This window comes from Streptomyces sp. NPDC002845, assembly GCF_053591955.1.
Window position 1 is genome coordinate 49,514 of the sequence record NZ_JBSFUU010000030.1, and the last position, 24,530, is coordinate 74,043.

The following is a 24,530-nucleotide window of genomic DNA, read 5'->3' on the forward strand; positions in this document are numbered from 1 at the left end:
GGCCGGGTGGGCGCGACCAGCCACAACGGACCCGGCAGCCAGCCAACAACTCGCAGCCCCCACCCCGCCCAGCGGAGCGTCAGGCGGCCTCTTTGGCCTTGGAGGCGTACATGTCCACGTACTCCTGCCCACTCAGCCGCATGACCTCAGCCATCACCGAATCGGTCACCGCCCGCAGCACATACCGATCCCGGTCCATCCCCTCGTACCGAGAGAACTCCATCGCCTCACCGAACCGAACCGTCACGCGGCCCGGCCGCGGAAACCCCGCCCCACCCGGCTGAATCTTGTCCGTGCCGATCATCGCGAACGGCACAACCGGCGCACCGGTCATCAGCGTGAGCCGCGCGATGCCGGTGCGGCCGCGGTAGAGCCGTCCGTCGGGCGACCGCGTGCCCTCGGGGTAGATGCCGAAGACCTTGCCCTCCTCCAGCACCCGGCGGCCGGTCATCAGGGCCGCGACGCCGCCCCGGCCGCCGTCGCGGTCGACGGGGATCATGCCGACGCCGGTGAAGAACCAGGCCATCAGCCGGCCCTTCAACCCCTTGCCGGTGACGTACTCGTCCTTGCCGATGAAGAAGACCTGCCGGTCGCTCACCAGCGGCAGGATCATCGAGTCGATGAACGTGAGGTGGTTGCCGGCCAGGATCACCGGGCCGTCGCCCGGGATGTTCTCCACGCCCTCCACCCGTGGGCGGAACATCAGGCGCATGATCGGTCCGAGCACTGCCTTGATGAGCGCGAAGCGGGACAACAGGCCCTCCGGTGTCAAGGGATCGTCAAGGAATTCGGTATGAGTCTGTGCAGGTGAGGACATTACTCTCGGCCCCCTGGGTGTTGCACACCGGGTTCACGGAGTGGTTACGCACTGTCGACACATGTTTACCTGCGGTGGCGGCCCGTCGTACGCCTGTTTCCCGGCGTTTCCCGGGAGAGAACATGTGACGAAGATCGCACACCGCGCGCCGGCCACGGAGTGGCGAACCCCGGCCCGCGGCGGCTCCCTGGCTTCGATTCGCCTACCCGTGACCGCCGCGCCCAAGCCGACGAAGCGTCAACTCGTTCACCTCGTACGCCTCATACGACATCGAGCGTCACCTCCATGTTCCGCCGGAGGTCTCCCGTTGGCCATGTACACGCACCTAAGATCGTCCCGCTTTGACAGGAGCTGAACCGCACGGCAGAAGGGGCGCTCATGGGGACGCAGGAGCAGCAGGACGGGCAGGAGCGAGGTGCCACGGGGCGGCGGGCGCTGCTCGGGGCCGCGGTGCTCGGCGCGGGCGGAGCGGTCCTCGGGCTGCCCGCCACGGCGAGAGCCGGCGAGCGGCACTGGGGCGGCGGCTACAAGAGCCTGCCGACGCCCACGGTCATCGCGCACCGCGGGGCCAGCGGATACCGGCCGGAGCACACGCTCGGCTCGTACCAGCTGGCCCTCGACATGGGCGCGCACGTCATCGAGCAGGACCTCGTGCCCACCAAGGACGGCCACCTGGTCTGCCGTCACGAGCCCGAGATCGGCGGGACCACGGACGTCGCGGACCACCCCGAGTTCGCCGACCGCAGGGCCACGAAACTCCTCGACGGGTTCTCCGTCACCGGCTGGTTCACCGAGGACTTCACGCTCGCCGAACTGAAGACCCTGCGCGCCAAGGAGCGCATTCCCGGCACCCGCCCGGACAACACCCTCTACGACGGCCGCTGGGAGGTCCCCACCTTCGAAGAGGTGCTGCGCTGGGCCGACAAGGAGTCGAGGAAGCGCGGCAGGCAGGTCTGGCTGCACGTCGAGACCAAGCACCCCACGTACTTCCGCAAGCTGGGCCTCGGCCTGGAGGAGCCGCTCGCGAAGCTGCTGCGCAAGTACGGCCGACACCGCAAGAACTCGCCGGTCTTCCTGCAGTCCTTCGAGCCGACCAGCATGGAGCGGATGAGCCGGCTGGTCGGCACGCCCCGGGTGGTGCTGCTGTGGACCCCCGACGACCGGCCGTACGACTTCCAGGAGACGGGCGACCCGCGCACCGTGGCCGACCTGATCACGCCCGAGGGCCTGGCGTGGATCGCCTCCTACGCGCAGGGCATCGGCCCGCTGGCCGACCTGATCATCCCGAAGGACGCGGACGGCAACCTCACCACGCCGACCACCCTCGTCGACGACGCGCACGACGCGGGCCTGATCCTGCACCCGTACACCATGCGCAACGAGAACACCTTCCTGCCCGCCGACTTCCGCAAGGGCACCGACCCGACGGCGTACGGCGACGCCTTCGGCGCCTTCCAGGCCTACTTCGAGACAGGCATCGACGGCATCTTCACCGACAACCCGGACACGGGCCTGCTGGCCCGCGGGGACTTCGTCAACGGCTGACCCCGCCACCCCGATTGGGGTGACTCTCGTCCGCCCCGGCAACCTCTGCCGGGGCGGACGTGTCCCAGGGCATATGACCGACGAGATCGTTGCCGCCCTGCGTCCGCTCCTCACCGCCGAGGTCTCGGCCGAGACCCATGCGACCGGTGCGGACTCGGGAGACCTGGAACAGGCCGTCTGGCTGCGCCTTCTGGAACGCCTCGACGCCGACGGGCCGCCCGCCGACCCCGAGGGCTGGCTGCGCAGTGCCGTCCGTTTCGAGGCGCGCCGCAGCCGCCGTACCGCCCGCGCCGAACAGCCGTACGTGACCGAGCCCGCCGACGACCACGGCCCCGGACCCGAACAACTGGCCCTCACCGCCGCCCGCCGCCGCACCCTCCACGCGGCCGTGCGCCGGCTGCCGGGCCGCTGCCCGAGTCTGCTCGCGGCACTTCTGTCCCCCAGGGATCTCACCTATCGAGAGATCGCAGGCGAGTTGGGTATCTCACAGGGGAGTCTGGGCCCGGAACGTTCCAGATGCCTGGGATGTCTGCGTCGATTGCTTGCATCGGAGGTTGCGGTCCGCGAACCACGGGGATAGGAGTGAGGGACAACAGGCGACAGGTGAGCGGGAGGCGTGCACACATGGGCATGAGCGTGACCATCTCCGAGGCGACCGACCAGGACGCCGAGCAGATCTTCCGGCTGCAGTACCTGTGCTTCCAGAGCGAAGCCGCGCTGTACGGCAACTACCGGATCGATCCGCTGGTCCAGACCCTCGACTCGGTCCGCGGGGAGGTGGCCGCGGACTGCGTGTTCGTGGCCCGGCTGGGTGACGAGGTGGTCGGTTCGGTGCGCGGCACCACCAACGACGACGGCACCGCCTCCATCGGCAAACTCTGCGTCCACCCGCGCCTCCAGGGCCACGGCATCGGCGCCCGCCTCCTGCGCGCCGCCGAGTCCGCCCTCGCCGAACAGCGCGGCGCCAAGCGCTTCCGCCTCCACACGGGCCGGCGCAGCGAGGGCAACCTGCGCCTGTACCGGCGGGTGGGGTACGAGACGGTGGGGACGTCGCAGGGCAACGACGGCGTGCCGATGATCGTCCTGGAGAAGGCGGCGGGGGCGTACGCGGCAACGGCGTGACCCGACGTCCTACTTGCTCCCGGCGGAGCGCTTCCGCAGCCAGTACATGGCCGACAGCGGCAGCAGGACGGGAATGAACAAGTACCCCATCCCGTAGTCCGACCACACGGTCGCGTCCGGGAAGGCCGACGGCTCGACCAGCGTCCACGTACCGACGACGAGCACACCCACCAACTCGGCGGCGCAGCACACCAGCGCCGCCCTGCGGGCCGTCTCCCCGCCCCGTACGAGCGTGTACGTGATGAACCCGTACACGACACCCGCGACCGCGGACAGCGAGTAGGCGAGCGGCGCGTGCTCGAACTCGGTGGCGATCTGCACGATGGAACGCGACACGGCGCCGACGACCATCACGCCGTACAGCCAGACCAACAGCATGCCCGGCCCACTGATGAGCCGCGTGCGCGCGGGCTCGCGGTCCCCGGTCACCGTCTCGTTCTCCTCCGTGGCCGCCACCTCAGCCTCCCCAGATGTCGTACAGCCGCACTTGGAGCACGGCGAGCACCACACCGCCCGCCGCGACGGTCACACTGCCCCAGCGCGTGCGCTCGGCCAGTGACATGAAACCGGCGACCGGGATGCAGGCGAGCGCCCCGAGCAGATACCCCACGAAGATCGTGGTCCCCTGCTCCGGGTCCTCGCCGCGCGCCAACTGCACGATTCCGACCACCAGCTGCACCAGGGCCAGCAGCGACACGACACCCATCCCGATGAAGTGCCAGTCCTTGGTCGGCTGGTCGCGGTAGGCGGCCCAGCCGCACCAGGCGGCGAGCAGCAGCGCGGCGACGGCGGTCGCCACCGTCAGGGGAACAAGCATGCCGTGACCCTATTACGGCCCAAATGCCGCGCGGCGCCCGGCCCCGAGCCGGGACGGGCGGTGAGACGGGCCACCGGGACGATCCGGGACGATCATCGTGGCATTGGCCACAGCCCACGAGGTCCACGAGCCGGACGCCGACCTCGGCGCGGCCGGCCTGGCGGCCTCGTCCGCGCTGGTCACCGGCGGGGGAGGGGCCGGTTCCCGCCCGCGCCCGACCCCTGTCCACCGCTGTCCACCATCCGGACAGCGAGGGCGGTCCACGCCGATACGTCTGTTTAACTGAACCCATGACCACGACAAGCGACCGCACCCTTGCGACCGAGGCGCCCCTGACGCCCGGTGCTCGCTGTCTGTGTCGAATGCGCGCCTGCTAGAGGGCCCCCGCACCACCCCGAGCCTCGCGCCCCGAAGCGAGACACCGCGGCACGTCCGTACGCCCTGATGCCGTACGCGACCGAGCCGCCCCCACTGCCCTGACGGCGTGGGAACCCCATCGCGCACCCTTTCCCTCCCGTGCCCGGGCACACCCACGCCCCGCACTCGACAGCGACGGAAACCTCAGTGATCACCACAACGGGCCTGACGAAGACGTATCGGTCCCACCGCTCGCACGGCCGCGAGGTCACCGCCCTCGACGGCGTCGATCTGCACGTACGCGAAGGCGAGGTGTACGGCGTCATCGGCCAGTCCGGCGCCGGCAAGTCCTCGCTCATCCGCTGCGTCAACCTCCTGGAACGCCCCACCGCGGGCACCGTGACCGTGGACGGCCGGGACCTCACCGCCCTGGCCGGCCGTGGCCCGCGCGCAGGCAGGGAACTCCGGCAGGCGCGCAGCCGTATCGGCATGGTCTTCCAGCACTTCAACCTGCTGTCCTCACGCACCGTCCAGGACAACGTCGAGCTGCCGCTCGAAATCCTCGGCACATCGGGGAAGCAACGGTCCCGCAAGGCGCTGGAACTGCTGGACCTGGTCGGCCTCGCCGACAAGGCCAAGGCCTACCCCGCCCAGCTCTCGGGCGGCCAGAAGCAGCGCGTGGGCATCGCCCGCGCCCTGGCCGGCGACCCGAAGGTGCTGCTCTCCGACGAGGCCACCAGCGCCCTCGACCCCGAGACCACCCGCTCGATCCTCCAACTGCTGCGCGACCTGAACCGGCAACTCGGCCTGACCGTGCTGCTCATCACGCACGAGATGGACATCGTCAAGTCCGTCTGCGACTCGGCCGCCCTGATGGAGCGGGGCCGGATCGTCGAGTCCGGCACGGTCGGCGAACTCCTCGCGACCCCGGGCTCCGAACTGGCCGCCGCGCTCTTCCCGGTCGGCGGCGACGCCTCGGCGGACGACCGCACGGTCCTCGACATCACCTTCCACGGCGAGGCGGCCACCCAGCCCGTCATCTCGCGGCTCTCGCGCACCTACAACATCGACATCTCGATCCTCGGCGCCGCCGTCGACACCGTCGGCGGCCGCCAGGTCGGCCGGATGCGCATCGAACTGCCCGGCCGCTACGAGGAGAACGTCGTGCCCATCGGCTTCCTGCGCGAACAGGGACTGCCAATCGACGTCGTCGAGAAGACGGCCGAGGAGTCCGTGCCGGTGAAGGAAGGTGTCCTGTGACCTGGTCCGAAACGCGGCCCCTGCTGGAGCAGGCATGTTGGGACACCTTCTACATGGTCGGCTGGGCCACGCTCATCGCCGTCGTCGTCGGCCTTCCGCTGGGCCTCCTGCTCGTCCTCACCGACCGCGACGGGCTCCTGCGGAACATCGTCGCGAACAAGGTCGTCGGGCAGATCGTGAACGTCGCCCGCTCCATGCCGTTCATCATCCTGATGGTCGCGCTGATGGGCTTCACGCGCTGGATCACGGGGAGCACGATCGGCCGCGAGGCCGCCATCGTGCCGCTCGCGATCGGGGCGATCCCCTTCTTCGCGCGCCTTGTCGAGACGGCTGTCCGCGAAGTGGACCACGGGCTCGTCGAGGCCGTGCAGGCCATGGGCGGCAGCACCTGGACCGTCGTCCGCAAGGTCCTCGTCCCGGAGTCCCTGCCCTCGCTGATCTCCTCGGCCACCACGACCGTCGTCGCCCTCATCGGCTACTCCGCCATGGCCGGCACCGTCGGCGCCGGCGGCCTCGGCGACATCGCCATACGGTACGGCTACCAGCGCTTCGAGACCGGGCTGATGTGGATCACCGTGGCGATCCTCGCGGTCGTCATCTCGGTCGTCCAGTTCGCCGGCGACTACGCGGCCCGCACCCTCCACCGGCGCGGCGGCCGCTCCGGACCCGCACCCGGGCTCCGCCTGCGCAAGGGCAAGGAGCCCGCGGCGACGGACGTGAGCAAGGCCGCGTAACCCGCACTCAGACTCCCCGCATACGCCCACCCGTCACCCGACCACCGCCCCTCAACGACGGCGCTTCGTGCCGGCACCCCTTGATTCGCGGGGTCGCACCACCCCTCAGGAAAGGCACTTTTCGTGCGCAACACCGCCAAGATCACCACCGCCGCCCTCGCCGCCGGAGCCCTCACCTTCGGGCTCACCGCCTGCGGCTCGGACACCGACTCCGCGTCCGACACGAGCGGCCCGCTGGTCGTCGCCGCCAGCCCGACCCCGCACGCCGAGATCCTCAACTTCGTCAAGGACAACCTGGCGAAGGACGCGGGACTCGACCTCCTGGTCCAGGAGTTCACCGACTACGTGACGCCGAACACGGCCACCGAGGACGGCTCCGTGAACGCCAACTACTTCCAGAACCAGCCGTACCTCGACGACTTCAACAAGAAGAAGGGCACCCACATCGTGCCCGTCGTCACGGTGCACCTGGAGCCGCTCGGCCTGTACTCCCGCAAGGTCGACAAGGCCGGCGACCTGAAGAGCGGCGCGACCGTCGCCATCCCCAACGACACGGTCAACGAGGCGCGGGCGCTCAAGCTGCTCGACGCGGGCGGGATCATCACGCTCAAGGACGGCGTGGGCAACGAGGCGACGCCCGCGGACATCGCCGAGAACCCCAGGAACCTGGAGTTCAAGGAGCTGGAGGCGGCCCAGACCCCGCGTTCCCTCGACGACGTCGACGCCGCGGTGATCAACGGCAACTACGCCATCGAGTCCGACCTCGAACCCGCCGAGGACGCCCTCGTCCTGGAGTCCGCCACGGACAACCCGTACGGCAACTTCCTCGCCGTGAAGGAGGGCAACGAGGACGACCCGCGCGTGCGGAAGCTCACCGAGCTCCTCACCTCCGACGCGGTCAGGAAGTTCATCGAGGACACGTACGCCGGTTCGGTGGTCGCGTCCTTCTGACGCCTGACGCCTGACGCCTGACGCCTGACGCCTGACGCCACCGCACGGGGTCCGCTCGTCACTCGGTGGGGGTCCCCCCACGCCCTTGAGCAGTGGGGGAGGACCCCGTGGTGCCGTTCAGTGCTCTCATGCTGCATGCTGGGCAGTTCACCAGGCCCGAAGGTTTCCGAAGGTTACGGAGCGGCGCATGACTACCACCTTCCCCAACATCTCCATCAGCACGGAGCGGTTGGTTCTGCGCCCCTTCGAGGAGCCGGACGTCGAGGCGTTCGCCGAGATGATGAACGACGAGCTGGTCACCGCCTGGACCTCCGCACCGCACCCCTACACAGAGGCAGACGCCCGCGCCTGGATCACCAAGCTCGCCCCTGCCGAACGTACCGAGGGTCGCGGCATCGTCTTCGCCGTCACCGAGTTCCTCACCCAGCGACTCGTCGGCATCGTGCACTTGCAGAACACGAACTGGCGCATCCGCTCCAGTGAGATCGCGTACGTCGTCGCGCCCTGGGCCCGCGGCGAGGGCTACGCCTCCGAGGCGGCCCTCGCCACCGCCTGCTGGCTCTTCCGCGACCAGCAGTTCGAGCGGCTGGAGCTGCGCACCGCCGCCGACAACACCGCCTCCCAGCAGGTGGCTCAGAAGATCGGCTGCGTCAGCGAGGGGGTGCTGCGCAACGCCTGGATAGCGCGCAGCAGGACCGAGGACGGGGAGTGGACCGAGGTGCGGACCGATGTCATCGTCTGGAGCCTCCTGCCTGAGGACCTTGCCGGTGTCGGCGAGCTGTTCGCCGACACCAGCGGTTACACGTCATTCTCCGACTGGAGCTGACTTCACGGGCACGGCACCGCGCCCCTGCACTACCCGCTTTCACCAGATACCCTCACGGAGCCCGCGTCCGGGCTGACCCTGACGACCCGCGCGAACCCTGGAGACTGACAACGATGGCCGACCGGGTCACGGTGATCGGCTGGGACGGCTCGCCGCTGACCGCCGCGGCACGCTCCGCCCTCGGCGCCGCCACGCTGGTGGCCGGCGCGGCGCACCACCTGGCGCTCGCCGACGTGCCCGCACACGCCGAACGCATCCGGCTCGGCAGCGCCGCCCTCGCCGCCCGCCGCATCGCGGGCCACCGCGGCACCGCCGTCGTCCTCGCCGACGGGGACCCGGGCTTCTTCGGCGTCGTACGCACCCTGCGCGCACCCGAGTTCGGCCTGGAGGTCGAGGTCGTCCCCGCCGTCTCCTCCGTGGCCGCCGCCTTCGCGCGCGCGGGCATGCCCTGGGACGACGCCCACGTGGTCGTCGCCCACCGCCGCACCCTGCGCCGCGCCGTGAACGTGTGCCGTGCCCACACCAAGGTCGCCGTCCTCACCTCACCCGGCGCCGGACCCGCCGAGCTGGGCCTGCTCCTCGAAGGGGTCCACCGCACCTTCGTCATCTGCGAGGAACTCGGCACCGAACGCGAACAGGTCACCATCCTCACCTCCGACAAGGCCGCCGACCACACCTGGCGCGACCCCAACGTCGTCATCGTCATGGGCGGCCCGGTCGCCGCGGCCGAGGGCGGCGGCTGGATCGCCGGACGCGACCCCGCCGTCGGACAGCGCGGCTGGGCGTTGCCCGGGGAGGTGTACGGCGGCAAGCTGGGCGAGGGCGAGTCCGAGCTGCTGCGCTCGGCCCAACTCGCCCACCTGGGACCGCGCCTGGGCGACCTCGTCTGGGACATCGGCTCCGGCAGCGGCGCGTTCGCCACCGAGGCCGCGCGCTGCGGTGCCGCCGTCATCGCCGTCGACCGCGACGCGAACGCCTGCGGCCGTACGGCGATCGCGGCCCGCCGCTTCGGAGTCCAGGTGCAGATCGCGTACGGCACCGCACCGCACGTCCTGGAGAACCTCCCCGAGCCCGACGTGGTCCGCGTCGGCGGCGGGGGAGCGGCGGTCGTCTCCGCCGTCGCCGACCGCCGCCCGCAGCGCATCGTCACACACGCCGCCACCCGCGACGCGGCCGAACTCATCGGCAGGGACCTGACCGAGCACGGATACGACGTCCAGTGCGCCCTCGTGCAGTCCGTCGAACTCGACACACGGGCCTGGACGGAGACCGAACGGAGTGTCGCGTTCCTGCTCACAGGGGCGTTGTCCGATCGCGCCCAGTGATCCTGTTGTCGTACCGGCGCGGTAGGCTGGCCGACCGTTGTACCGCACTCCGGCGACCGGCACTTCGTTGGTCAATGTCCGGAAAGCGCGTCCGTTTTGAGGGCGTGTGTGGTACGGCGGAGCCGGAGGGTGCGCAACGTGGCGCAGTCCACACCAAACCGCCGCGGATCAAGCTGACGCGACGGCGGGGCGACCGCGACAATGCCAGTTGATGGCTTTGTCGTCTTTGTCGGCGGGCCGTTCGTGCCGCTGGGCACGCACGCTCGTTCTTCACTGCGGGGCGGTCGGTGCGCCGTTCCGGGTCAGCTGGCGTAGGAGCACTAACCGATGGGCGAGGGGTACGCATGACCGACACCGGCCAGGTCCCGGGCGAGGGACAGCCGGAGAGCGCAGGCATGGTGGAGCAGCCGGGCGTCCCCGCGCCGGGTGCGTACGCCTACCTCTCCGAGACCGCCGCCGAGGACGAAGACCTCCTGCTGCTGCCGGGTGCCCAGGGCGCGTGGGGCAACGAGGTGGCCCCGCCCGCCCCCGAGCCGGTCGTCCAGGTCGTCCACGAGCCGGGTCCGCACGAGACCTCCGGCCGGGACAGCGGCTCGGTCGACGTCAGCGCCGTCCGTACGCCGGTCGCCGCCCCCGCCCCACAGGCCCCCGTCGCACGCCGCCCGCTGCACCTCGGCCCACCGATCCCGAACACCTCCGCCGGCCCGGTCCGCTCCCTCGCCGACCGCGGCCCGGCGGGAGCGCCGGTCCCGGCCGCGCCCGCGTCAGCCGCACCTTCCGTAAGCCACCCCGGGGCGCCGATGACCGGGCCTGAGTACCTCGACGTGCTCCAGCCTGCGGAGAACGTGCCGCAGGCGGCGCAGACTTGGGGTGCCGCGCCGGGTGCGGCGCCTGCCGAGGGTACGCCCGCGGAGGGTACGCCCACGGATGTGGCCGTTGCAGAAACGGTCGTCCCGGAGGGTGGACAGGGGGCTGAGACTGCTGTGGCCGCGGGGGTGCCGCAGACGCCGGAGGCTGCCGTGGACGCGACGGTTCCGCGGGGCGGGGAGGCGGAGTCGGCGCAGGGCGCGGAGGTGGTGCAGGGCGCCGAGGTCCCACAGGTCGTCGAGGTTCCGCAGGTCGTCGAGGCTGCTGAGCCTGTTGAGGCGACGCAAGCTGCCCCTGCCCCAGCTCCTGCCCCTGCCCCAGCTCCTGGCGTCCCTGCGCCTGGTGCGGTGGAGGAAGCGCCCGCCGTGGCCGAAGCCCCGCAGAGTCCCGAGTTCCAGCACGCGGTGGACGGCTCCCTGGCCCCGCCGGCTCCCGAACCCACGCCGTTCCCGGCCGCTCCCGCCCCGGAGGCCCCGCAAGCGGCTGACACTGTCGCTCCCGCCCCGGAGGCCCGGCAGGCGGCTGACGCTGCGGCTCCCGCCCCGGAGGCCCCGCAGGCGGCCGACGCTGCCGCTCCCGTGGCGGAGGCCCCCGCACCGGTCCCGGCCGAGCAGTTCGCGGAACCCGAGCACGTGGCGGTCGTGGAAGACCAGCAGTTCGCACCGGAGCCCCAGCCCGCACAGGACCCGCAGGCAGTGGCGCCGGGCCAGGTGGCGATGCCTGACCAGGTGACGATGTCCGACCAGGCGCCGGAGCCCGCCGAGCCCCCGCAGCCGGACCAGCCGCAGCTCGCCGAGCAGGGCCCTCAGCTCGCTGAACAGGGCCCTCAGATGGTCCCCCCGACGGAGGCCACCCCGGACGCGGCGGTCCACATTCCGGACCCCGCCGCCCAGTTCGCGGACACCGCAGCGCACGCGGAGCCTCCGCAGGCGGCACCCGTCGCCCAGGAGACCGTCCCCGCCCAGCAGCCTGCGCCCCTGATCGAGGCGCAGACCCCGCTCGCCGAGCCCGCCGCCACCGAGCCCGAGCCGGTGTACGCGGTGCCCGTGGGTGTGGCCGCCCACGCAGAGGCGCCCCACGGAGCAGCGGGCCCGGTCCCGGGCGCGCCCCTGGAGCCCCAGGCGGACCAGCCCATCGGCCAGTTCGTCCCCGTAGAGGGCACAGTGCCCACCACCCCGCACCTGGCCCCGACCCCGCCGCACGCCATGACGGTCCCGCCGCTCCCCACGGAGGAGCAGCCCGTGGAGCCGCAGCCGCAGGAGCAGCCGGTGCAGCCGCAGGAACCGGCCGAGGCTCCGATGGCGCTACAGGCCCCGGAAGTCGCCGTACTCACCCCGCCGGCCGCACCCACCCCGCCGGCCGAGGCCGAACCGACGGCACCCGCGGCGGAAGAGACACCCGAACCCCCAGAAGCCGTCTCCACAGAAGCCCTCTCCGAACAAGCCCCGTCTCCAGAAGCCCCTTCCGAAGAGGCACCCGCCGAAGAAGAGCCCCCCGCCAAGATCCCCGCCCCCCGAGAGGCCGAGGAGGAGGCCCCCGCCGTAGCGGAGAACCCCGCCCCGGAGCCGCTCGCGGCGGACCCGGACCCCGATGTCGTACAGAGCGCGGAGGACCTGGACACCAGGGCCGCCGATCAGGAAGAGGGCACGCCCGTGGAAGAAGCAGGACTGTCCACGGGCCCCGCCGCGCCGCCGTACGACGAGGCCGAGCGCGAGGCCGTCCTCAAGGTCATGCGCGAGCGCCGCGACATCCGCAACGGCTTCCGCGGCGACCCGATCCCGCACGAGGTGCTGCTGCGCGTCCTGGAGGCAGCCCACACGGCACCCTCCGTCGGCCACTCCCAGCCCTGGGACTTCGTCGTCATCCGCTCGGCGGAGACGCGCCGCACGATGCACGAACTGGCCCAGCGTCAGCGCGAGGCCTACGCCAAGTCGCTGCCCAAGGGCCGGGCGAAGCAGTTCAAGGAACTGAAGATCGAGGCCATCCTCGACACCCCGGTGAACATCGTCGTCACCGCCGACCCGACCCGCGGCGGCCGCCACACCCTGGGTCGCCACACGCAGCCGCAGATGGCCCCGTACTCCTCCGCGCTCGCGGTCGAGAACCTGTGGCTCGCGGCCCGCGCCGAGGGCCTGGGCGTCGGCTGGGTCAGCTTCTTCGACGAGCGCGAGATGGTCCGTGCCCTCGGCCTGCCCGAGCACCTGGAGGTCGTGGCGTACCTGTGCGTCGGGTACGTCGACGAGTTCCCGGAGGAGCCCGAGCTGATGCAGGCGGGCTGGGCCAAGCGCCGCCCGCTGTCCTGGGTCGTCCACGAGGAGACGTACGGCCGCCGCGCCCTGCCCGGCGAGGACCCGCACGACCTGCTCGGCGAGACCGTCGCCAACATCCGCCCGCTGGACGCCAAGGCCCTCGGCGAGGCCTGGGAGCGGCAGAAGCGCATGACGAAGCCTACGGGCGCGCTCGGCATGCTGGAGATCATCTCCGCGCAGCTGTCGGGCCTGTCCCGCCAGTGCCCGCCGCCGATCCCGGAGCCCGCGGCCGTCGCGATCTTCGCGGGCGACCACGGCGTGCACGCCCAGGGCGTCACCCCCTGGCCGCAGGAGGTGACGGCCCAGATGGTCGCCAACTTCCTCGGCGGCGGCGCCGTCTGCAACGCCTTCGCGGGCCAGGTGGGCGCCGAGGTCTGCGTCGTCGACGTGGGCGTGGCCTCCGAACTCCCGTCCACCCCCGGTCTGCTGCCCCGCAAGGTCCGCGCGGGCACCGCCGACATGACGACCGGCCCCGCGTTGACCCGCGAGGAGGTCAAACAGGCCATCGAGGTCGGCATCGAGACGGCCCGCGACCTGGTGGCGGCGGGCAACAAGGCCCTGCTGACGGGGGAGATGGGCATCGCCAACACCACGGCGTCGGCCGCCCTGATCTCCGTCTTCACGGACGCGGACCCCGCCGAGGTCACCGGCCGGGGCACCGGCATCAACGACGAGACGCTTGCCCGCAAGACCGAGGTCGTCCGCCGTGCCATCGAGCTCCACCAGCCCGACCCGGCCGACCCCATCGGTGTCCTCGCAGCCTTCGGTGGCCTGGAACACGCGGCCATGGTCGGCCTGTTGCTGGGCGGCGCGTCCCTCCGTACGCCGGTGATCCTCGACGGCGTCAGCGCCGGCGCCGCCGCCCTGGTGGCCCGCGCCATCGCCCCCGAGGTCCTCGCCGCCTGCATCGCAGGCCACCGCAGCGCCGAACCGGGCCACGTGGCCGCCCTCAACAAGCTCGGCCTCCGCCCCCTGGTCGACCTCGACCTCCGCCTCGGCGAGGGCACGGGCGCGCTGCTGGCACTGCCGGTGGTGCAGAGCGCGGCACGCGCGATGCACGAGGTGGCGACGTTCGACTCGGCGGGGGTAACCGAGAAGTAAGCCCGGACCGACGACGACCGGCACCCGGCAACGACGCTCAACCACCCACCCAGGGGGTCCGGGGGCAGCGCCGCCGGTTTCGGGAAGGGGTGGGCTTGGGGAAAGAACCCCCACCCCCACCCCCACCTCAGCCACGCACCCCACCCGCGCCGTAAAATCCGCACGTCAGGGCCGCTCCAAAGCCGCAGCGCCCCACCGCACCACCCGCCGCACGAGGAGCCGCACCTCCCATGGCCGAACACCCCGCCTACCCCGTAGGCCTCCGTCTCACCGGCCGCCGAGTGGTCGTCCTCGGCGGTGGCCAGGTCTCCGGCCGCCGCCTCCCCGCCCTCATCGCGGCGGGCGCCGACATCCACCTCGTATCCCCCGAGGCCACACCCTCCGTCGAGGCGATGGCGGACGCGGGCGAGCTGACCTGGACCAGGCGCCGCTACGAGGAGGGCGACCTCGCGGACGCCTGGTACGCCCTGATCGCCACCAGCGACCCCGAAGCGAACGCCGCCGCCTCCGCCGAGGCGGAACGCCACCGCGTCTGGTGCGTCCGCTCCGACAACGCCGACGCCGCCACGGCCTGGACCCCGGCCACCGGCCACAGCGAAGGCGTGACGGTCGCCGTCCTCACCACCAGCGCCCAGGGCCGCGACCCCCGCCACACGGCGGCCGTCCGCGACGCGGTCGTCGAGGGCCTGCGCGACGGCACGCTGGTCGCCCCCCATCACCGCACCCGCACCCCCGGCGTCGCCCTCGTCGGCGGCGGCCCCGGCGACCCGGACCTGATCACCGTCCGCGGCCGCCGCCTCCTCGCCGAGGCGGACGTGGTCATCGCGGACCGCCTGGGCCCGCGCGACCTGCTCGCGGAACTGCCCCCGCACGTCGAGGTGATCGACGCGGCGAAGATCCCGTACGGCCGTTTCATGGCCCAGGAGGCCATCAACAACGCGCTCGTCGAACACGCCAAGCAGGGCAAGTCGGTCGTACGGCTCAAGGGTGGCGACCCCTTCGTCTTCGGCCGCGGCATGGAGGAGGCCCAGGCGCTGGCCGAGGCGGGCATCCCCTGCACCGTCGTCCCTGGCATCTCCAGCTCGATCTCGGTCCCGGGCGCGGCCGGCATCCCGGTCACGCACCGGGGTGTGGCCCACGAGTTCACGGTGGTCAGCGGCCATGTGGCCCCGGACGACGAGCGCTCCCTGGTCGACTGGCCGTCGCTCGCCAAGCTGACCGGCACCCTTGTGATCCTCATGGGCGTCGACAAGATCGGCAGGATCGCCGAGACCCTCGTCGCGCACGGCAAGTCCCCCGACACCCCCCTCGCCCTGGTCCAGGAGGGCACGACGGCCGCCCAGCGCCGCGTCGACGCGACCCTCGCGACGGTCGCCGAGGCCGTCCGTACACAGGACGTGAAGCCGCCGGCGGTCATCGTGATCGGCGAGGTGGTGAACGTGGGGCCGGACACCGTACGTCCGGACACCGGGCGCCCGGAGACATCGGCGTAACCCGAGGTAACACAATCCCGTCCCGAGCCGTTGGCACCGCACCCAGGACAAGGCAGTATCACCCCTGTGGCCGATCTCATCACCGTTGAGAACCCCGACGACCCCCGCCTGCGCGACTACACAGGCCTGACCGACGTAGAGCTGCGCCGCAAGCGCGAACCCGCCGAGGGCCTGTTCATCGCCGAGGGCGAGAAGGTCATCCGACGGGCCAAGGACGCCGGGTACGAGATGCGCTCGATGCTGCTCTCCGCCAAGTGGGTCGACGTCATGCGCGACGTCATCGACGAACTCCCGGCCCCGGTCTACGCCGTCAGCCCGGAGCTCGCCGAGCAGGTCACGGGCTATCACGTGCACCGCGGCGCCCTCGCCTCCATGCAGCGCAAGCCGCTGCCCACGGCGGCCGACCTCCTCCGGACCGCACGCCGGGTCGTGATCATGGAGTCGGTCAACGACCACACCAACATCGGCGCGATCTTCCGCTCCGCCGCGGCCCTCGGCATGGACGCCGTCCTGCTCTCCCCGGACTGCGCCGACCCGCTCTACCGCCGCAGCGTCAAGGTCTCCATGGGCGCCGTGTTCTCAGTGCCGTACGCCCGCCTCGACACCTGGCCCAAGGGCCTGGAGTCCGTCCGCGACGCCGGCTTCACCCTCCTCGCCCTCACCCCGGACGAGAAGGCCGCTTCCCTCGACGAGGCCGCCCCGCACAAGATGGACCGCGTCGCCCTCATGCTCGGCGCCGAGGGCGACGGCCTCTCCACCAAGGCCCTCATGGCCGCCGATGAATGGGTCCGTATCCCCATGGCCCACGGCGTCGACTCCCTCAACGTCGGCGCGGCGGCCGCGGTCGCGTTCTACGCGGTGGCGACGGCGCGCCCGCAGGCGTAGTCCGGCCGGGGCCGGCCCTTCCAGGAGTCAGTCCCGCGACTGGTACGGCTGCTCCTGCCGTACGCCCTTGGGGTCGCCCTCGTCGCCCAGCCCACGGCTCGGCCCCTGGCATCCCTGGGCCGCCGCGATGCCCAGGGCCACCAGCAGGGTGACGACCACGAACACGAAGAGCCGCTGACGCAGCAGACGAGGGTTGGCGGGGCGCCGCCCGGTCCCGCCGGACCGGGGCCCCGAACGCCCGGCACCACTGCGCGGTGCCGCCCTGCCGCCGGAGCGCGGGTTGGTGTTGCGCGCGGGCCGCGCACCCGACCGGGAGCCGCCGCCGGTGCGCGAACCACCGGTCCGTGCGCCACCGCCCTGCCGCGATCCACCGCGGGGCAGGGGAGTCCCCTGGGCACCTTGGCCCCCCGGACCGCCCTGACCGCCCTGGGAACCCCGGGTGTCCCGAGCCACCCGCGTCTCCCGGATGTCCCGTGTGTCCCGCGCATCCCGTGCCACCCGCGTGTCCGGCTGCGGCCGCCGCAGGGTGCGCTCGTCGGCGTACGGCTTCGCGAGGCGCCCCGACGGCCGGTCGGGATCGTTGCGCGACGCGGGCGGACGCACATCGGCGAGCCCCTGGGCCTCCCGGGCCGCGATCTCCTTGAGCCGCAGCGACAGTTGGAGCGTGCTGGGCCGCTCCTGCGGATCCTTCGCCAGACAGGCGCGGACGAGCGGAGCCAGCGCGTCGGGCACGCCGTGCAGCTGCGGCTCCTCGTGCACCACCCGGTACAGCATGACCTCGGAACTGCCGTGCCCGAAGGGCGAGTCGGTGGTCGCCGCGTAGGCGAGCGTGGCCCCGAGGGAGAAGACGTCCGTGGCCGGGGTGACGGCCGCCCCGCGCACCTGCTCGGGCGCGAGGAACCCGGGCGACCCGACAGCCGTACCGACATGCGTGAGCGTCGACGCGCCCGTGGCCCATGCGATGCCGAAGTCGATGATCCGCGGTCCCTTCGGGGACAGCAGGATGTTGGACGGCTTGAGATCACGGTGTACGACACCGGCCTCGTGCACGGCGACCAGCCCCTCGGAGAGGGCGGCACCGATCGAGGCGACCTCGGCGGCCGACAACGGCCCCTCGTCGGCGACCTTGTCGTGCAGGGAGGGCCCGGGCACGTACTGCGTGGCGAACCACGGACGGTCCGTCTCCAGGTCCGCGGCGACCAGCCGGGCCGTACAACCGCCCCTGATCCGCCGCGCCGCCGACACCTCGCGTGCGAACCGCGACCGGAACTCCTGATCCTCCGCCAGGTCCGGCCGGATCACCTTCAGCGCGACCCGCTGACCTCGCTTGTCGGAGCCCAGGTAGACCACGCCCATGCCGCCCGCGCCGAGCCGTCTGTGGATCCGGAACGAGCCGACGACGCGCGGGTCCTCGCGCCTCAGGCGCATCATCGCCATGTCCATCCCCGCTGCCCGGTCCGTTTGACGAGCCACAGCTTACGTTTCCACGGCCGGGTGCGCGCAGAGGCCGCGCCCTCACGGTCCGATCGATTGTCAGTGCCGGGTGGGAAACTTGAAAGGTGGTCAGGGAACAGGAGTTCGGAACGGTGTTGGGCTGCCTGTGACACCAACCACCCGTCGCAGAAGGGGGATTGAGCCCGTGAAGGGTGATCGCGTGGAGATAGTCGTGGACGCCGGGGACACGACGCGCACATACGAGGTGGTGGCGAGCAGGGCGGGCCGCCGGGTGGAGACCGCGGTACGCCGAGGCGTGGTGGAAGTGAGCGAAGTCACGCGGAGCGGTTCGGTGGTGCGCACGGCCCGTTTCATGGCCAACCGGGTGCTGGCGCTGGTCGAGCAGCCGGTGCCCCGCGAGGACAGCTCGGAGCAGAAGGGGCACACCGGGCGTCCCCTCGGGGAAGACCCCGAGACCTAGGACTTCGTCTCCACCCAGGGGAGTACGCCGCAGGTCATCGCTCATCCTCCGGGAGGCCGGTCAATCGGTACGAGGGCATGACGACCCGTACCGGCCGCGCGCCTAGATTTGAGGTCAAGCGGCGGGTGCAGCACTCGTCCCCCGAGGTCAGACACCCGCCGCTGCCAACCACAACACCATCTCGATCAGGAGAGGGGCCATGGCCCACACGGCATCGCGGACAGCGGTCCGCGCACAGGGACGCAGGGCGTACGGCGCCGCGTTCCGCAGCCGCCGTGAGGGCCGTCGCCACCCCTTGGTGGCCACGGCAATGGCCCTTCCCCTGGCGGTCCTGCTCCTGGTCGTCTTCGACGGCTGGGAGACAGTGGCCACACAAGCGTCGTCCGTGGGAGTGATGCTGGGGCGCTGAGCGGCGACCCCAGGCCCGGAAGAGCGGTCCGGGCGGGGACATCCACCCATGAAACCCCGTGGGGACGGGGGTGCGGCGGACGGCACAAACGCCCGCGCAGCTGGGGAGCTGCGCGGGCGTTGTTTTTTGTGCGCGGATTCTCGCGTGTGCTGCGGAGCGGGGCACGTGCGCCGCGCCGCCGTCGTGCTGTGGGCAGTCGTTCCGCAGGGCGATGGGGGTCCCCCCGGTCGAGCGAAGTCGAGACTGGGGGAGGGTGGGCACAGCACGACGACCACCCGCACCCGACAACGATGCCCAGCCAGTCACCCACCCATGGTTTCGGGAAGGGGTGGGCTTGGGGAAGAAAATCCACCCACCCCGGCCCCCACCCACCCGCATACGCTCACCCCACCAAGAGCCCAGCACCACCCAGGGGGACCCGTGACCGCAGACGTACTGCCCGCCCTCACCGCGAAGGCACGGCGCACGGCACACCCCGGAAACACCACCTGCGCGCACGCCGACACCGTGCTCGCCGAGCGCGCGGACGGCACAGTCGTCCGCCATGCCGACACCGTCGCCAAGGCCCACGCCCCCGACACCGACCCCACCGAACTCGCCCTCCGCCTCACCGTCGCCACGGCCCTCCCCGACACCCTCCTCGCCCCGCTCCACCCCACCCCGGCCGACCTCCACGGCCGCCTGGTCACGTTCTGGCCGTACGGCACTCCCGTAGACCCCGACACACCCGAAGACGCCCCCTGGGAAGCCGCCGCCACCCTCCTCGCCGCCCTGCACCAGGCCCCCGCACCACCGGCCCTGCCTCCCATGCGCGGCCCCACCAAGGTCGCCCGCGCCCTCACCCGCCTGCACGCGGCCGGCCCTCACCCCGCCACAGCCCCGGTCCTGCGCGCCTGGGCCACCCTTCCGCCCTGGGCCCGCGCCGAGACCCCGATGCCCGACACCACGACCCTGTGCCACGGCGACCTCCACCTGGGCCAGCTCGTACGCCACCCCGGTCCCCACACCTCGTGGCGCCTCATCGACGTCGACGATCTCGGCGTGGGCGTCCCGGCCTGGGATCTGGCCCGCCCGGCGGTCTGGTACGCCTGCGGCCTGCTCCCGCCGGACGAATGGACCCGTTTCCTGACCGCGTACCAGCAGGCAGCCGGCCCCGCGATCCCCGCCGCGGGCGACCCGTGGCCCGCCCTGGACGTCCCGGCCCGCGCCCTCACGGTCCAGACCGCGGCCCAGGCCATCACCAAGTCCGTAGCGGCGAACCGTCCCCTGGACGAAGTGGAACAGGCGGTCGTCGACGCCTGTGACCGAATGGCCGCCGTCCCGCCGGAGTTGCCCTGAGGCCACGCGAAGTAGGGTGCAACCGATCGAAGCCGGGCAGTGTCTGTCCTGGCGGAACGCGAAGCAGCACCGAACGGCGAGGAGTTGAGCCGACCATGCAGTGTCCGAAGTGCCACGCACCGATGCACACGTTCAACCGCAATGGCGTCCAGATCGAGCAGTGCAGCGGTTGCCGCGGCATATTTCTCGACTTCGGCGAGCTGGAGGCGCTGACCCGCCTCGAGTCGCAGTGGTCCCAGCCCGCGCCGCCCCCGCCGGCCGCCCCGCAGGCCTACCCGGCCGCACCGGCGGCTCCCGCCTGGGGCGCCCCGCACGCGGGCCACGGCGGCCACTACGGCCACGGCCGCCGCAAGAAGAGCTTCGGCCACATGCTGTTCTCGTCCTGAGACGACGGACGAACCCCGCGGACGACAGAGCCCCCGGCCGTACGAGACGGCCGGGGGCTCCGGTGTGTGGACGATACTGGGATTGAACCAGTGACCTCTTCCGTGTCAGGGAAGCGCTCTCCCGCTGAGCTAATCGTCCTCGGGACCACGACCCGGGGCCGTGGGCACTGCGTGCGCGATACTGGGATTGAACCAGTGACCTCTTCCGTGTCAGGGAAGCGCTCTCCCGCTGAGCTAATCGCGCGGGCTCGGATCTCGCCGTACGTGCTGGAAGATCCAGTGGACGATACTGGGATTGAACCAGTGACCTCTTCCGTGTCAGGGAAGCGCTCTCCCGCTGAGCTAATCGTCCTTGGAGGTGGAGACGGGATTTGAACCCGTGTAGACGGCTTTGCAGGCCGTTGCCTCGCCTCTCGGCCACTCCACCAGGAGTGCAGGGGCTCGGGAAGATCCCCTGGTTCCTTCGAGCGGACGACGAGGCTCGAACTCGCGACCTCAACCTTGGCAAGGTTGCGCTCTACCAACTGAGCTACGTCCGCTTGTCGTTTCGATCCGCTCCCGCGTCTCGGCGACGAGTTGAACTCTAGCGGATTCCGAGGCCGGAACAAAAACGCGTTTGTGCAGCGTGCTGCGGTGCGTCTGCTCCCAGACCTGGTCAGGACATGGTCAGGGGCGTCGGCGGGGAGCGCCGCCCTAGACTCGACGGTGTGCTCGACCTCCCTCCCCTCGCCCGTTTCGGCAACCTCGTCGCGACTGGTCTCACCGATGTGACCAGCGATCCCGCGGCCCTGGACTCCTCCGGCTTCTGGGCCGTCTCCGCCGACTTCGAGGGCCGCCTGGTGTGTGCGCGCTTCAGCGACGTACGGCGTGAGCCGGTGCCCGTGCCGGTGCCGGGGGAGTGGCGTGGTCCGGCCATCGGTGACTGGACGTCGTCGCTCGACCGCGCCGCGTACACAGCGGCCGTGCGCCGGATCCGCGAGCACATCGCCGCCGGCGAGGTCTATCAGGCGAACCTCTGCCGGGTACTGTCCGCGCCCGTCGCCGCCGACGCCGACGTGGACGCGCTGACCGCGCTGCTGGCGCGGGGCAACCCGGCACCGTATGCAGGAACGATCCGCCTGCCCGGCCACGGTGTCGAGATCGCCACCGCGTCGCCCGAACTCTTTCTGCGCCGGGACGGCCGTGTCGTCGAGTCCGGCCCGATCAAGGGCACCGGGCGCACCGAGGCGGACCTCCTGGAGAAGGACCACGCCGAGAACGTGATGATCGTGGACCTGGTCCGCAACGACATCGGCCGCGTCTGCGCCACCGGCTCCGTGACCGTCCCCGACCTGTGCGTCGTCGAGAAGCACCCGGGACTGGTCCACCTCGTCTCCACCGTGCGCGGCGAACTGCGCGCCGACGCGGGCTGGCTCGGGCTGCTGGCCGCCGCCTTCCCGCCCGGCTCCGTCACCGGCGCCCCCAAGTCCAGCGCTCTGCGGATCATCGACGCCCTGGAAACCGCCCCGCGCGGCCCGTACTGCGGAGGCGTCGGCTGGGTCGACGCCGACCGCGGCACGGGCGAGCTGGCCGTCGGCATCCGTACCTTCTGGATCGACCGCGCGGAGGGCGTGCTGCGCTTCGGCACGGGCGCGGGCATCACCTGGGGGTCGGACCCCGAGCGGGAGTGGCGGGAGACCGAGCTGAAGGCGGCGCGGCTGCTCGCGGTAGCGTCGGGAACGTACGAGGCGAGTGGGAGGACCCCGAGGTGAAGATCTGGCTCGACGGCGGGCTGCAGGACATCGAGTCCGCCCGTGTCTCCGTGTTCGACCACGGGCTGACCGTGGGCGACGGCATCTTCGAGACCGTGAAGGCCGTCGACGGGCAGCCGTTCGCGCTGACCCGCCACCTCGACCGCCTGACCCGCTCGGCACGCGGCCTCGGCCTGCCCGACCCCGACCACGACGAGGTGCGCCGTGCCTGCGCCGCCGTCCTGGACGCCAACCCGATGCCGCTCGGCCGCCTGCGCATCACCTACACCGGCGGCCACGGCCCGCTCGGCTCCGACCGCGGCGAGCACGGGCCGACCCTGGTCGTCGCCCTCGGCCGGTCCGCCCGGCGCCCCGACTCCACCGCCGTGATCACCGTGCCGTGGACCCGCAACGAACGCGGCGCCCTCACCGGCCTCAAGACCACGTCGTACGCCGAGAACGTCGTCGCCCTCGCCCGGGCCCGCGAACAGGGCGCGTCCGAGGCGCTGTTCGGCAACACGGTCGGGCAACTGTGCGAGGGCACGGGCTCGAACGTCTTCGTCGTCCTCGACGGTGAGATCCACACCCCGCCGGTTGCCTCCGGCTGCCTCGCGGGCATCACGCGCGCGCTCGTCGCCGAGTGGACGGGCGCCCACGAGACCGACCTGCCGCTGGACGTCCTGGAACGCGCCGACGAGGTCTTCCTGACCTCCACACTGCGCGACGTCCAGGCCGTGCACCGGGTCGACGCCCGCCAACTCCCGGGCGCACCGGGCCCGGTGACCGCCAAGGCGATGCGGATCTTCGACGAGCGGGCCGGGGACGACCTCGATCCGTGACCGTGAACGACGCGTGACCCGCAAATGATCCGTAACCCATAAATGATCCGTAACCCGTAAATGCGGATGACGCGGGGCGTTGCGCCGGGTACAACACCCCTGATGACCACGACCCTGCGGCCGTCCGAGCCGCTTCAGCACAAAGCCGACGGGACGCGTTCACGCCGCTACCAGGTGTGCGTGAACAGCCGTCCCGTGGGCGCGATACACCTCGCGACCAGCCCCGCGTTCGGGGACTCGGTGGCCCGGATTCTGGATCTGCGCATCGAGGACCCGGACCGCCGGCGCGGCCGGGGCACGGTGGCCGCGCTCGCCGCGGAGGAGGTGGCACGCGGCTGGGGCTGCAAGGGGATCGAGGCGGGGGTGCCCGCCACCGCCGAGCGGGCCCTGCGGATGGCAACCGCGCTCGGCTATCTCCCGCGCAACCGCCTGATGGAGAAGCCCCTCCCCGACACCCCGCCCGACCTGCCCCCGGGGAGCCGCAGCCGGTCCATGACCCCGGAGGAATTCGACGTCTGGCAGGAACACGAGAAGGAGGGGTACGCGCGGAGCTGGATCTCCCGGGGAGTCCCCGAGCCCGAGGCCCGCGCCAAGGCCGAGCAGGACCACCTCGTCCTGCTCCCCGACGGCCTGGCCACCGAGGGCCTGACGCTCGACGTCCTGGAGTACGAGGGCACCCGAGTCGGAACGCTCTGGGTCGGCGCACGCGACGGCGTGGCCTTCGTCTACGACGTGGAGACCGACGAACGCCACCGCGGCCGGGGCCACGGCCGCACGCTGATGCTCCTGGCGGAGGTCCGGGCGATCACGGCAGGCTGGACCACGATCCGCCTCAACGTCTTCGCGGGCAATACGGCGGCCGAGCGGCTCTACGAGTCACTGGGGTACGGGACGGTCATGCACTACCTGTACAAGAACCTGCTCTAGGGCAGGGGGTACGGGGGCGGGAGACGGGGTACGGGGTCCGGTCCGGGGGCTACTGCCCGGCCAGCAGCCGGTCGGCGATTTCCTCGATGCGTTCGCGCAGGCCCTCCTGGCTCTTGCCGCCGTCGAGGCGTTCGCCGTCGATGACGTAGGTCGGGGTGCCGGTCACACCGATCGCCTTGCCCTCGGCCTGGTCGGCGTCGACGATCAGGATGTGCCGGCCGTCGATCAGCGCCGTATCGAACTCCTCGGCGTCGAGGCCGAGTTCGCGCGCGACTTCGACCAGGAACGGCTCGCCCTCGCGGTCCAGCTCCTCGACCCGGCCGAGTACGGCCTCGACGTACGGCCATGCCTTGCCCTGCTCCCCGGCCCCCTCGGCGGCCTGCGCGGCGGCGAAGGCGTGCTTGTGCTTGTCCAGCGGGAAGTGACGCAGCCGTACGTCGAGCCGGTCGCCGTAGCGGGCGCGCAGCGCGCGGACGTCGGCGAGGGCGCTGCGGCAGTCGGGGCACTGGAGTTCGCACCAGACGTCCAGGACGACGGCGGCGGGGCGTGCGGGGGAGGAGTCGCTCATGGGCCCCAG

General features: G+C 71.8%; 23 protein-coding genes and 5 tRNA genes. 18 read left to right on the forward strand and 10 right to left on the reverse strand.

What is annotated here, in order from left to right:
- Positions 1-79: 79 nt before the first annotated feature.
- Positions 80-754 (reverse strand): lysophospholipid acyltransferase family protein, encoded by a 675-nt coding sequence (locus ACWD3C_RS22655; protein WP_451146606.1) that lies wholly within the window; start codon positions 752-754, stop codon positions 80-82.
- 441 nt (positions 755-1,195) lie between these two features.
- On the opposite strand from ACWD3C_RS22655, the gene ACWD3C_RS22660 reads away from it, so the two are divergent.
- From ACWD3C_RS22660 to ACWD3C_RS22670, 3 genes are all read left to right on the forward strand, one after another.
- Complete coding sequence (locus tag ACWD3C_RS22660; protein WP_451146608.1) at positions 1,196-2,362, forward strand: glycerophosphodiester phosphodiesterase; 1,167 nt, start codon at positions 1,196-1,198, stop codon at positions 2,360-2,362.
- 73 nt (positions 2,363-2,435) lie between these two features.
- Positions 2,436-2,942, forward strand: a complete 507-nt coding sequence (locus ACWD3C_RS22665) for an RNA polymerase sigma factor (protein ID WP_451146610.1) — start codon at positions 2,436-2,438, stop codon at positions 2,940-2,942.
- A gap of 44 nt (positions 2,943-2,986) precedes the next feature.
- Positions 2,987-3,484, forward strand: a complete 498-nt coding sequence (locus tag ACWD3C_RS22670) for a GNAT family N-acetyltransferase (RefSeq protein WP_451146612.1) — start codon at positions 2,987-2,989, stop codon at positions 3,482-3,484.
- 9 nt (positions 3,485-3,493) lie between these two features.
- Here the strand turns inward: ACWD3C_RS22670 and ACWD3C_RS22675 are convergent, their stop codons facing one another.
- Entirely contained in the window at positions 3,494-3,862 is a 369-nt protein-coding gene (locus ACWD3C_RS22675) for a hypothetical protein (RefSeq protein ID WP_451146718.1), read from the reverse strand.
- Positions 3,863-3,941: 79 nt separating this feature from the next.
- Entirely contained in the window at positions 3,942-4,301 is a 360-nt protein-coding gene (locus tag ACWD3C_RS22680) for a hypothetical protein (RefSeq protein WP_451146614.1), read from the reverse strand.
- Between the two features lie 564 nt (positions 4,302-4,865).
- On the opposite strand from ACWD3C_RS22680, the gene ACWD3C_RS22685 reads away from it, so the two are divergent.
- The 8 genes from ACWD3C_RS22685 (at position 4,866) to ACWD3C_RS22720 (ending at position 16,409) form a co-directional block, all read left to right on the forward strand.
- Positions 4,866-5,918, forward strand: coding sequence for a methionine ABC transporter ATP-binding protein (locus tag ACWD3C_RS22685; protein ID WP_451146616.1), 1,053 nt, complete (start codon positions 4,866-4,868; stop codon positions 5,916-5,918).
- A complete protein-coding gene (locus ACWD3C_RS22690; protein ID WP_451146618.1) occupies positions 5,915-6,652 on the forward strand; it encodes a methionine ABC transporter permease in 738 nt (245 codons plus the stop codon). The genes ACWD3C_RS22685 and ACWD3C_RS22690 overlap by 4 nt, the downstream gene beginning before the upstream one ends.
- A 123-nt stretch (positions 6,653-6,775) precedes the next feature.
- Entirely contained in the window at positions 6,776-7,603 is an 828-nt protein-coding gene (locus ACWD3C_RS22695; RefSeq protein ID WP_451146620.1) for a MetQ/NlpA family ABC transporter substrate-binding protein, read from the forward strand.
- Positions 7,604-7,790: 187 nt separating this feature from the next.
- On the forward strand, positions 7,791-8,429 hold the full coding sequence (locus tag ACWD3C_RS22700) for a GNAT family N-acetyltransferase (protein ID WP_451146622.1): 639 nt from the start codon (positions 7,791-7,793) through the stop codon (positions 8,427-8,429).
- A gap of 113 nt (positions 8,430-8,542) precedes the next feature.
- Positions 8,543-9,754 carry a precorrin-6y C5,15-methyltransferase (decarboxylating) subunit CbiE gene (gene cbiE, locus ACWD3C_RS22705; RefSeq protein ID WP_451146624.1) on the forward strand — a complete coding sequence of 404 codons (1,212 nt, stop codon included), beginning with the start codon at positions 8,543-8,545 and terminating at the stop codon, positions 9,752-9,754.
- A gap of 344 nt (positions 9,755-10,098) precedes the next feature.
- Positions 10,099-14,031: a nicotinate-nucleotide--dimethylbenzimidazole phosphoribosyltransferase gene (gene cobT / locus ACWD3C_RS22710; RefSeq protein WP_451146626.1), complete on the forward strand. Its 3,933-nt coding sequence runs from the start codon at positions 10,099-10,101 to the stop codon at positions 14,029-14,031.
- A gap of 230 nt (positions 14,032-14,261) precedes the next feature.
- Entirely contained in the window at positions 14,262-15,524 is a 1,263-nt protein-coding gene (cobA, locus tag ACWD3C_RS22715) for a uroporphyrinogen-III C-methyltransferase (protein WP_451146628.1), read from the forward strand.
- A 66-nt stretch (positions 15,525-15,590) separates the two neighbouring features.
- Positions 15,591-16,409 carry a TrmH family RNA methyltransferase gene (locus tag ACWD3C_RS22720; RefSeq protein ID WP_451146630.1) on the forward strand — a complete coding sequence of 273 codons (819 nt, stop codon included), beginning with the start codon at positions 15,591-15,593 and terminating at the stop codon, positions 16,407-16,409.
- 27 nt (positions 16,410-16,436) lie between these two features.
- Here ACWD3C_RS22720 and ACWD3C_RS22725 read toward each other — a convergent pair whose 3' ends face one another.
- Positions 16,437-17,852 carry a serine/threonine-protein kinase gene (locus ACWD3C_RS22725; protein ID WP_451146720.1) on the reverse strand — a complete coding sequence of 472 codons (1,416 nt, stop codon included), beginning with the start codon at positions 17,850-17,852 and terminating at the stop codon, positions 16,437-16,439.
- 196 nt (positions 17,853-18,048) lie between these two features.
- Here ACWD3C_RS22725 and ACWD3C_RS22730 point away from each other — a divergent pair, with 196 nt between their 5' ends.
- From ACWD3C_RS22730 to ACWD3C_RS22745, 4 genes are all read left to right on the forward strand, one after another.
- A complete protein-coding gene (locus ACWD3C_RS22730) occupies positions 18,049-18,324 on the forward strand; it encodes a hypothetical protein (protein WP_451146632.1) in 276 nt (91 codons plus the stop codon).
- Between the two features lie 199 nt (positions 18,325-18,523).
- Positions 18,524-18,733: a hypothetical protein gene (locus tag ACWD3C_RS22735; RefSeq protein WP_451146634.1), complete on the forward strand. Its 210-nt coding sequence runs from the start codon at positions 18,524-18,526 to the stop codon at positions 18,731-18,733.
- Between the two features lie 420 nt (positions 18,734-19,153).
- The gene (locus ACWD3C_RS22740; protein WP_451146636.1) at positions 19,154-20,071 is read left to right on the forward strand and encodes a phosphotransferase family protein; all 918 of its coding nucleotides are present in this window, start codon (positions 19,154-19,156) and stop codon (positions 20,069-20,071) included.
- A gap of 95 nt (positions 20,072-20,166) precedes the next feature.
- A complete protein-coding gene (locus tag ACWD3C_RS22745) occupies positions 20,167-20,457 on the forward strand; it encodes a TFIIB-type zinc ribbon-containing protein (RefSeq protein ID WP_451146638.1) in 291 nt (96 codons plus the stop codon).
- 67 nt (positions 20,458-20,524) lie between these two features.
- Here ACWD3C_RS22745 and ACWD3C_RS22750 read toward each other — a convergent pair.
- From ACWD3C_RS22750 to ACWD3C_RS22770, 5 genes are all read right to left on the reverse strand, one after another.
- A tRNA-Val gene (locus tag ACWD3C_RS22750) sits at positions 20,525-20,596 on the reverse strand.
- A 33-nt stretch (positions 20,597-20,629) separates the two neighbouring features.
- Positions 20,630-20,701: transfer RNA gene (locus ACWD3C_RS22755), tRNA-Val, on the reverse strand.
- 36 nt (positions 20,702-20,737) lie between these two features.
- Positions 20,738-20,809, reverse strand: a tRNA-Val gene (locus tag ACWD3C_RS22760).
- Between the two features lies 1 nt (position 20,810).
- Positions 20,811-20,884 (reverse strand) — tRNA-Cys (locus ACWD3C_RS22765).
- Positions 20,885-20,923: 39 nt separating this feature from the next.
- A tRNA-Gly gene (locus ACWD3C_RS22770) sits at positions 20,924-20,996 on the reverse strand.
- A 168-nt stretch (positions 20,997-21,164) separates the two neighbouring features.
- On the opposite strand from ACWD3C_RS22770, the gene ACWD3C_RS22775 reads away from it, so the two are divergent.
- The 3 genes from ACWD3C_RS22775 to ACWD3C_RS22785 all read left to right on the forward strand — a co-directional run bounded on the left by ACWD3C_RS22775 (position 21,165) and on the right by ACWD3C_RS22785 (position 23,953).
- Entirely contained in the window at positions 21,165-22,208 is a 1,044-nt protein-coding gene (locus ACWD3C_RS22775) for a chorismate-binding protein (RefSeq protein WP_451146640.1), read from the forward strand.
- The gene (locus ACWD3C_RS22780; protein WP_451146642.1) at positions 22,205-23,026 is read left to right on the forward strand and encodes an aminotransferase class IV; all 822 of its coding nucleotides are present in this window, start codon (positions 22,205-22,207) and stop codon (positions 23,024-23,026) included. Before ACWD3C_RS22775 ends, ACWD3C_RS22780 begins: the two co-directional genes overlap by 4 nt.
- A 102-nt stretch (positions 23,027-23,128) precedes the next feature.
- Positions 23,129-23,953, forward strand: coding sequence for a GNAT family N-acetyltransferase (locus tag ACWD3C_RS22785; RefSeq protein ID WP_451146644.1), 825 nt, complete (start codon positions 23,129-23,131; stop codon positions 23,951-23,953).
- A 49-nt stretch (positions 23,954-24,002) separates the two neighbouring features.
- Here the strand turns inward: ACWD3C_RS22785 and ACWD3C_RS22790 are convergent, their stop codons facing one another.
- Positions 24,003-24,521: a DsbA family protein gene (locus ACWD3C_RS22790; RefSeq protein ID WP_451146646.1), complete on the reverse strand. Its 519-nt coding sequence runs from the start codon at positions 24,519-24,521 to the stop codon at positions 24,003-24,005.
- Positions 24,522-24,530: the final 9 nt, after the last annotated feature.

Coding starts and splice junctions, on each gene's coding strand:
- ACWD3C_RS22675 (WP_451146718.1), bottom strand. CDS start 3,862: ATGCTGTTGGTCTGGCTGTACGGCGTGATGGTCGTCGGCGCCGTGTCG.
- ACWD3C_RS22700 (WP_451146622.1), top strand. CDS start 7,791: ATGACTACCACCTTCCCCAACATCTCCATCAGCACGGAGCGGTTGGTT.
- ACWD3C_RS22670 (WP_451146612.1), top strand. CDS start 2,987: ATGGGCATGAGCGTGACCATCTCCGAGGCGACCGACCAGGACGCCGAG.
- ACWD3C_RS22785 (WP_451146644.1), top strand. CDS start 23,129: ATGACCACGACCCTGCGGCCGTCCGAGCCGCTTCAGCACAAAGCCGAC.
- cobA (WP_451146628.1), top strand. CDS start 14,262: ATGGCCGAACACCCCGCCTACCCCGTAGGCCTCCGTCTCACCGGCCGC.
- ACWD3C_RS22680 (WP_451146614.1), bottom strand. CDS start 4,301: ATGCTTGTTCCCCTGACGGTGGCGACCGCCGTCGCCGCGCTGCTGCTC.
- ACWD3C_RS22745 (WP_451146638.1), top strand. CDS start 20,167: ATGCAGTGTCCGAAGTGCCACGCACCGATGCACACGTTCAACCGCAAT.
- ACWD3C_RS22735 (WP_451146634.1), top strand. CDS start 18,524: ATGGCCCACACGGCATCGCGGACAGCGGTCCGCGCACAGGGACGCAGG.
- ACWD3C_RS22790 (WP_451146646.1), bottom strand. CDS start 24,521: ATGAGCGACTCCTCCCCCGCACGCCCCGCCGCCGTCGTCCTGGACGTC.
- ACWD3C_RS22725 (WP_451146720.1), bottom strand. CDS start 17,852: ATGGACATGGCGATGATGCGCCTGAGGCGCGAGGACCCGCGCGTCGTC.
- cobT (WP_451146626.1), top strand. CDS start 10,099: ATGACCGACACCGGCCAGGTCCCGGGCGAGGGACAGCCGGAGAGCGCA.
- cbiE (WP_451146624.1), top strand. CDS start 8,543: ATGGCCGACCGGGTCACGGTGATCGGCTGGGACGGCTCGCCGCTGACC.
- ACWD3C_RS22660 (WP_451146608.1), top strand. CDS start 1,196: ATGGGGACGCAGGAGCAGCAGGACGGGCAGGAGCGAGGTGCCACGGGG.
- ACWD3C_RS22665 (WP_451146610.1), top strand. CDS start 2,436: ATGACCGACGAGATCGTTGCCGCCCTGCGTCCGCTCCTCACCGCCGAG.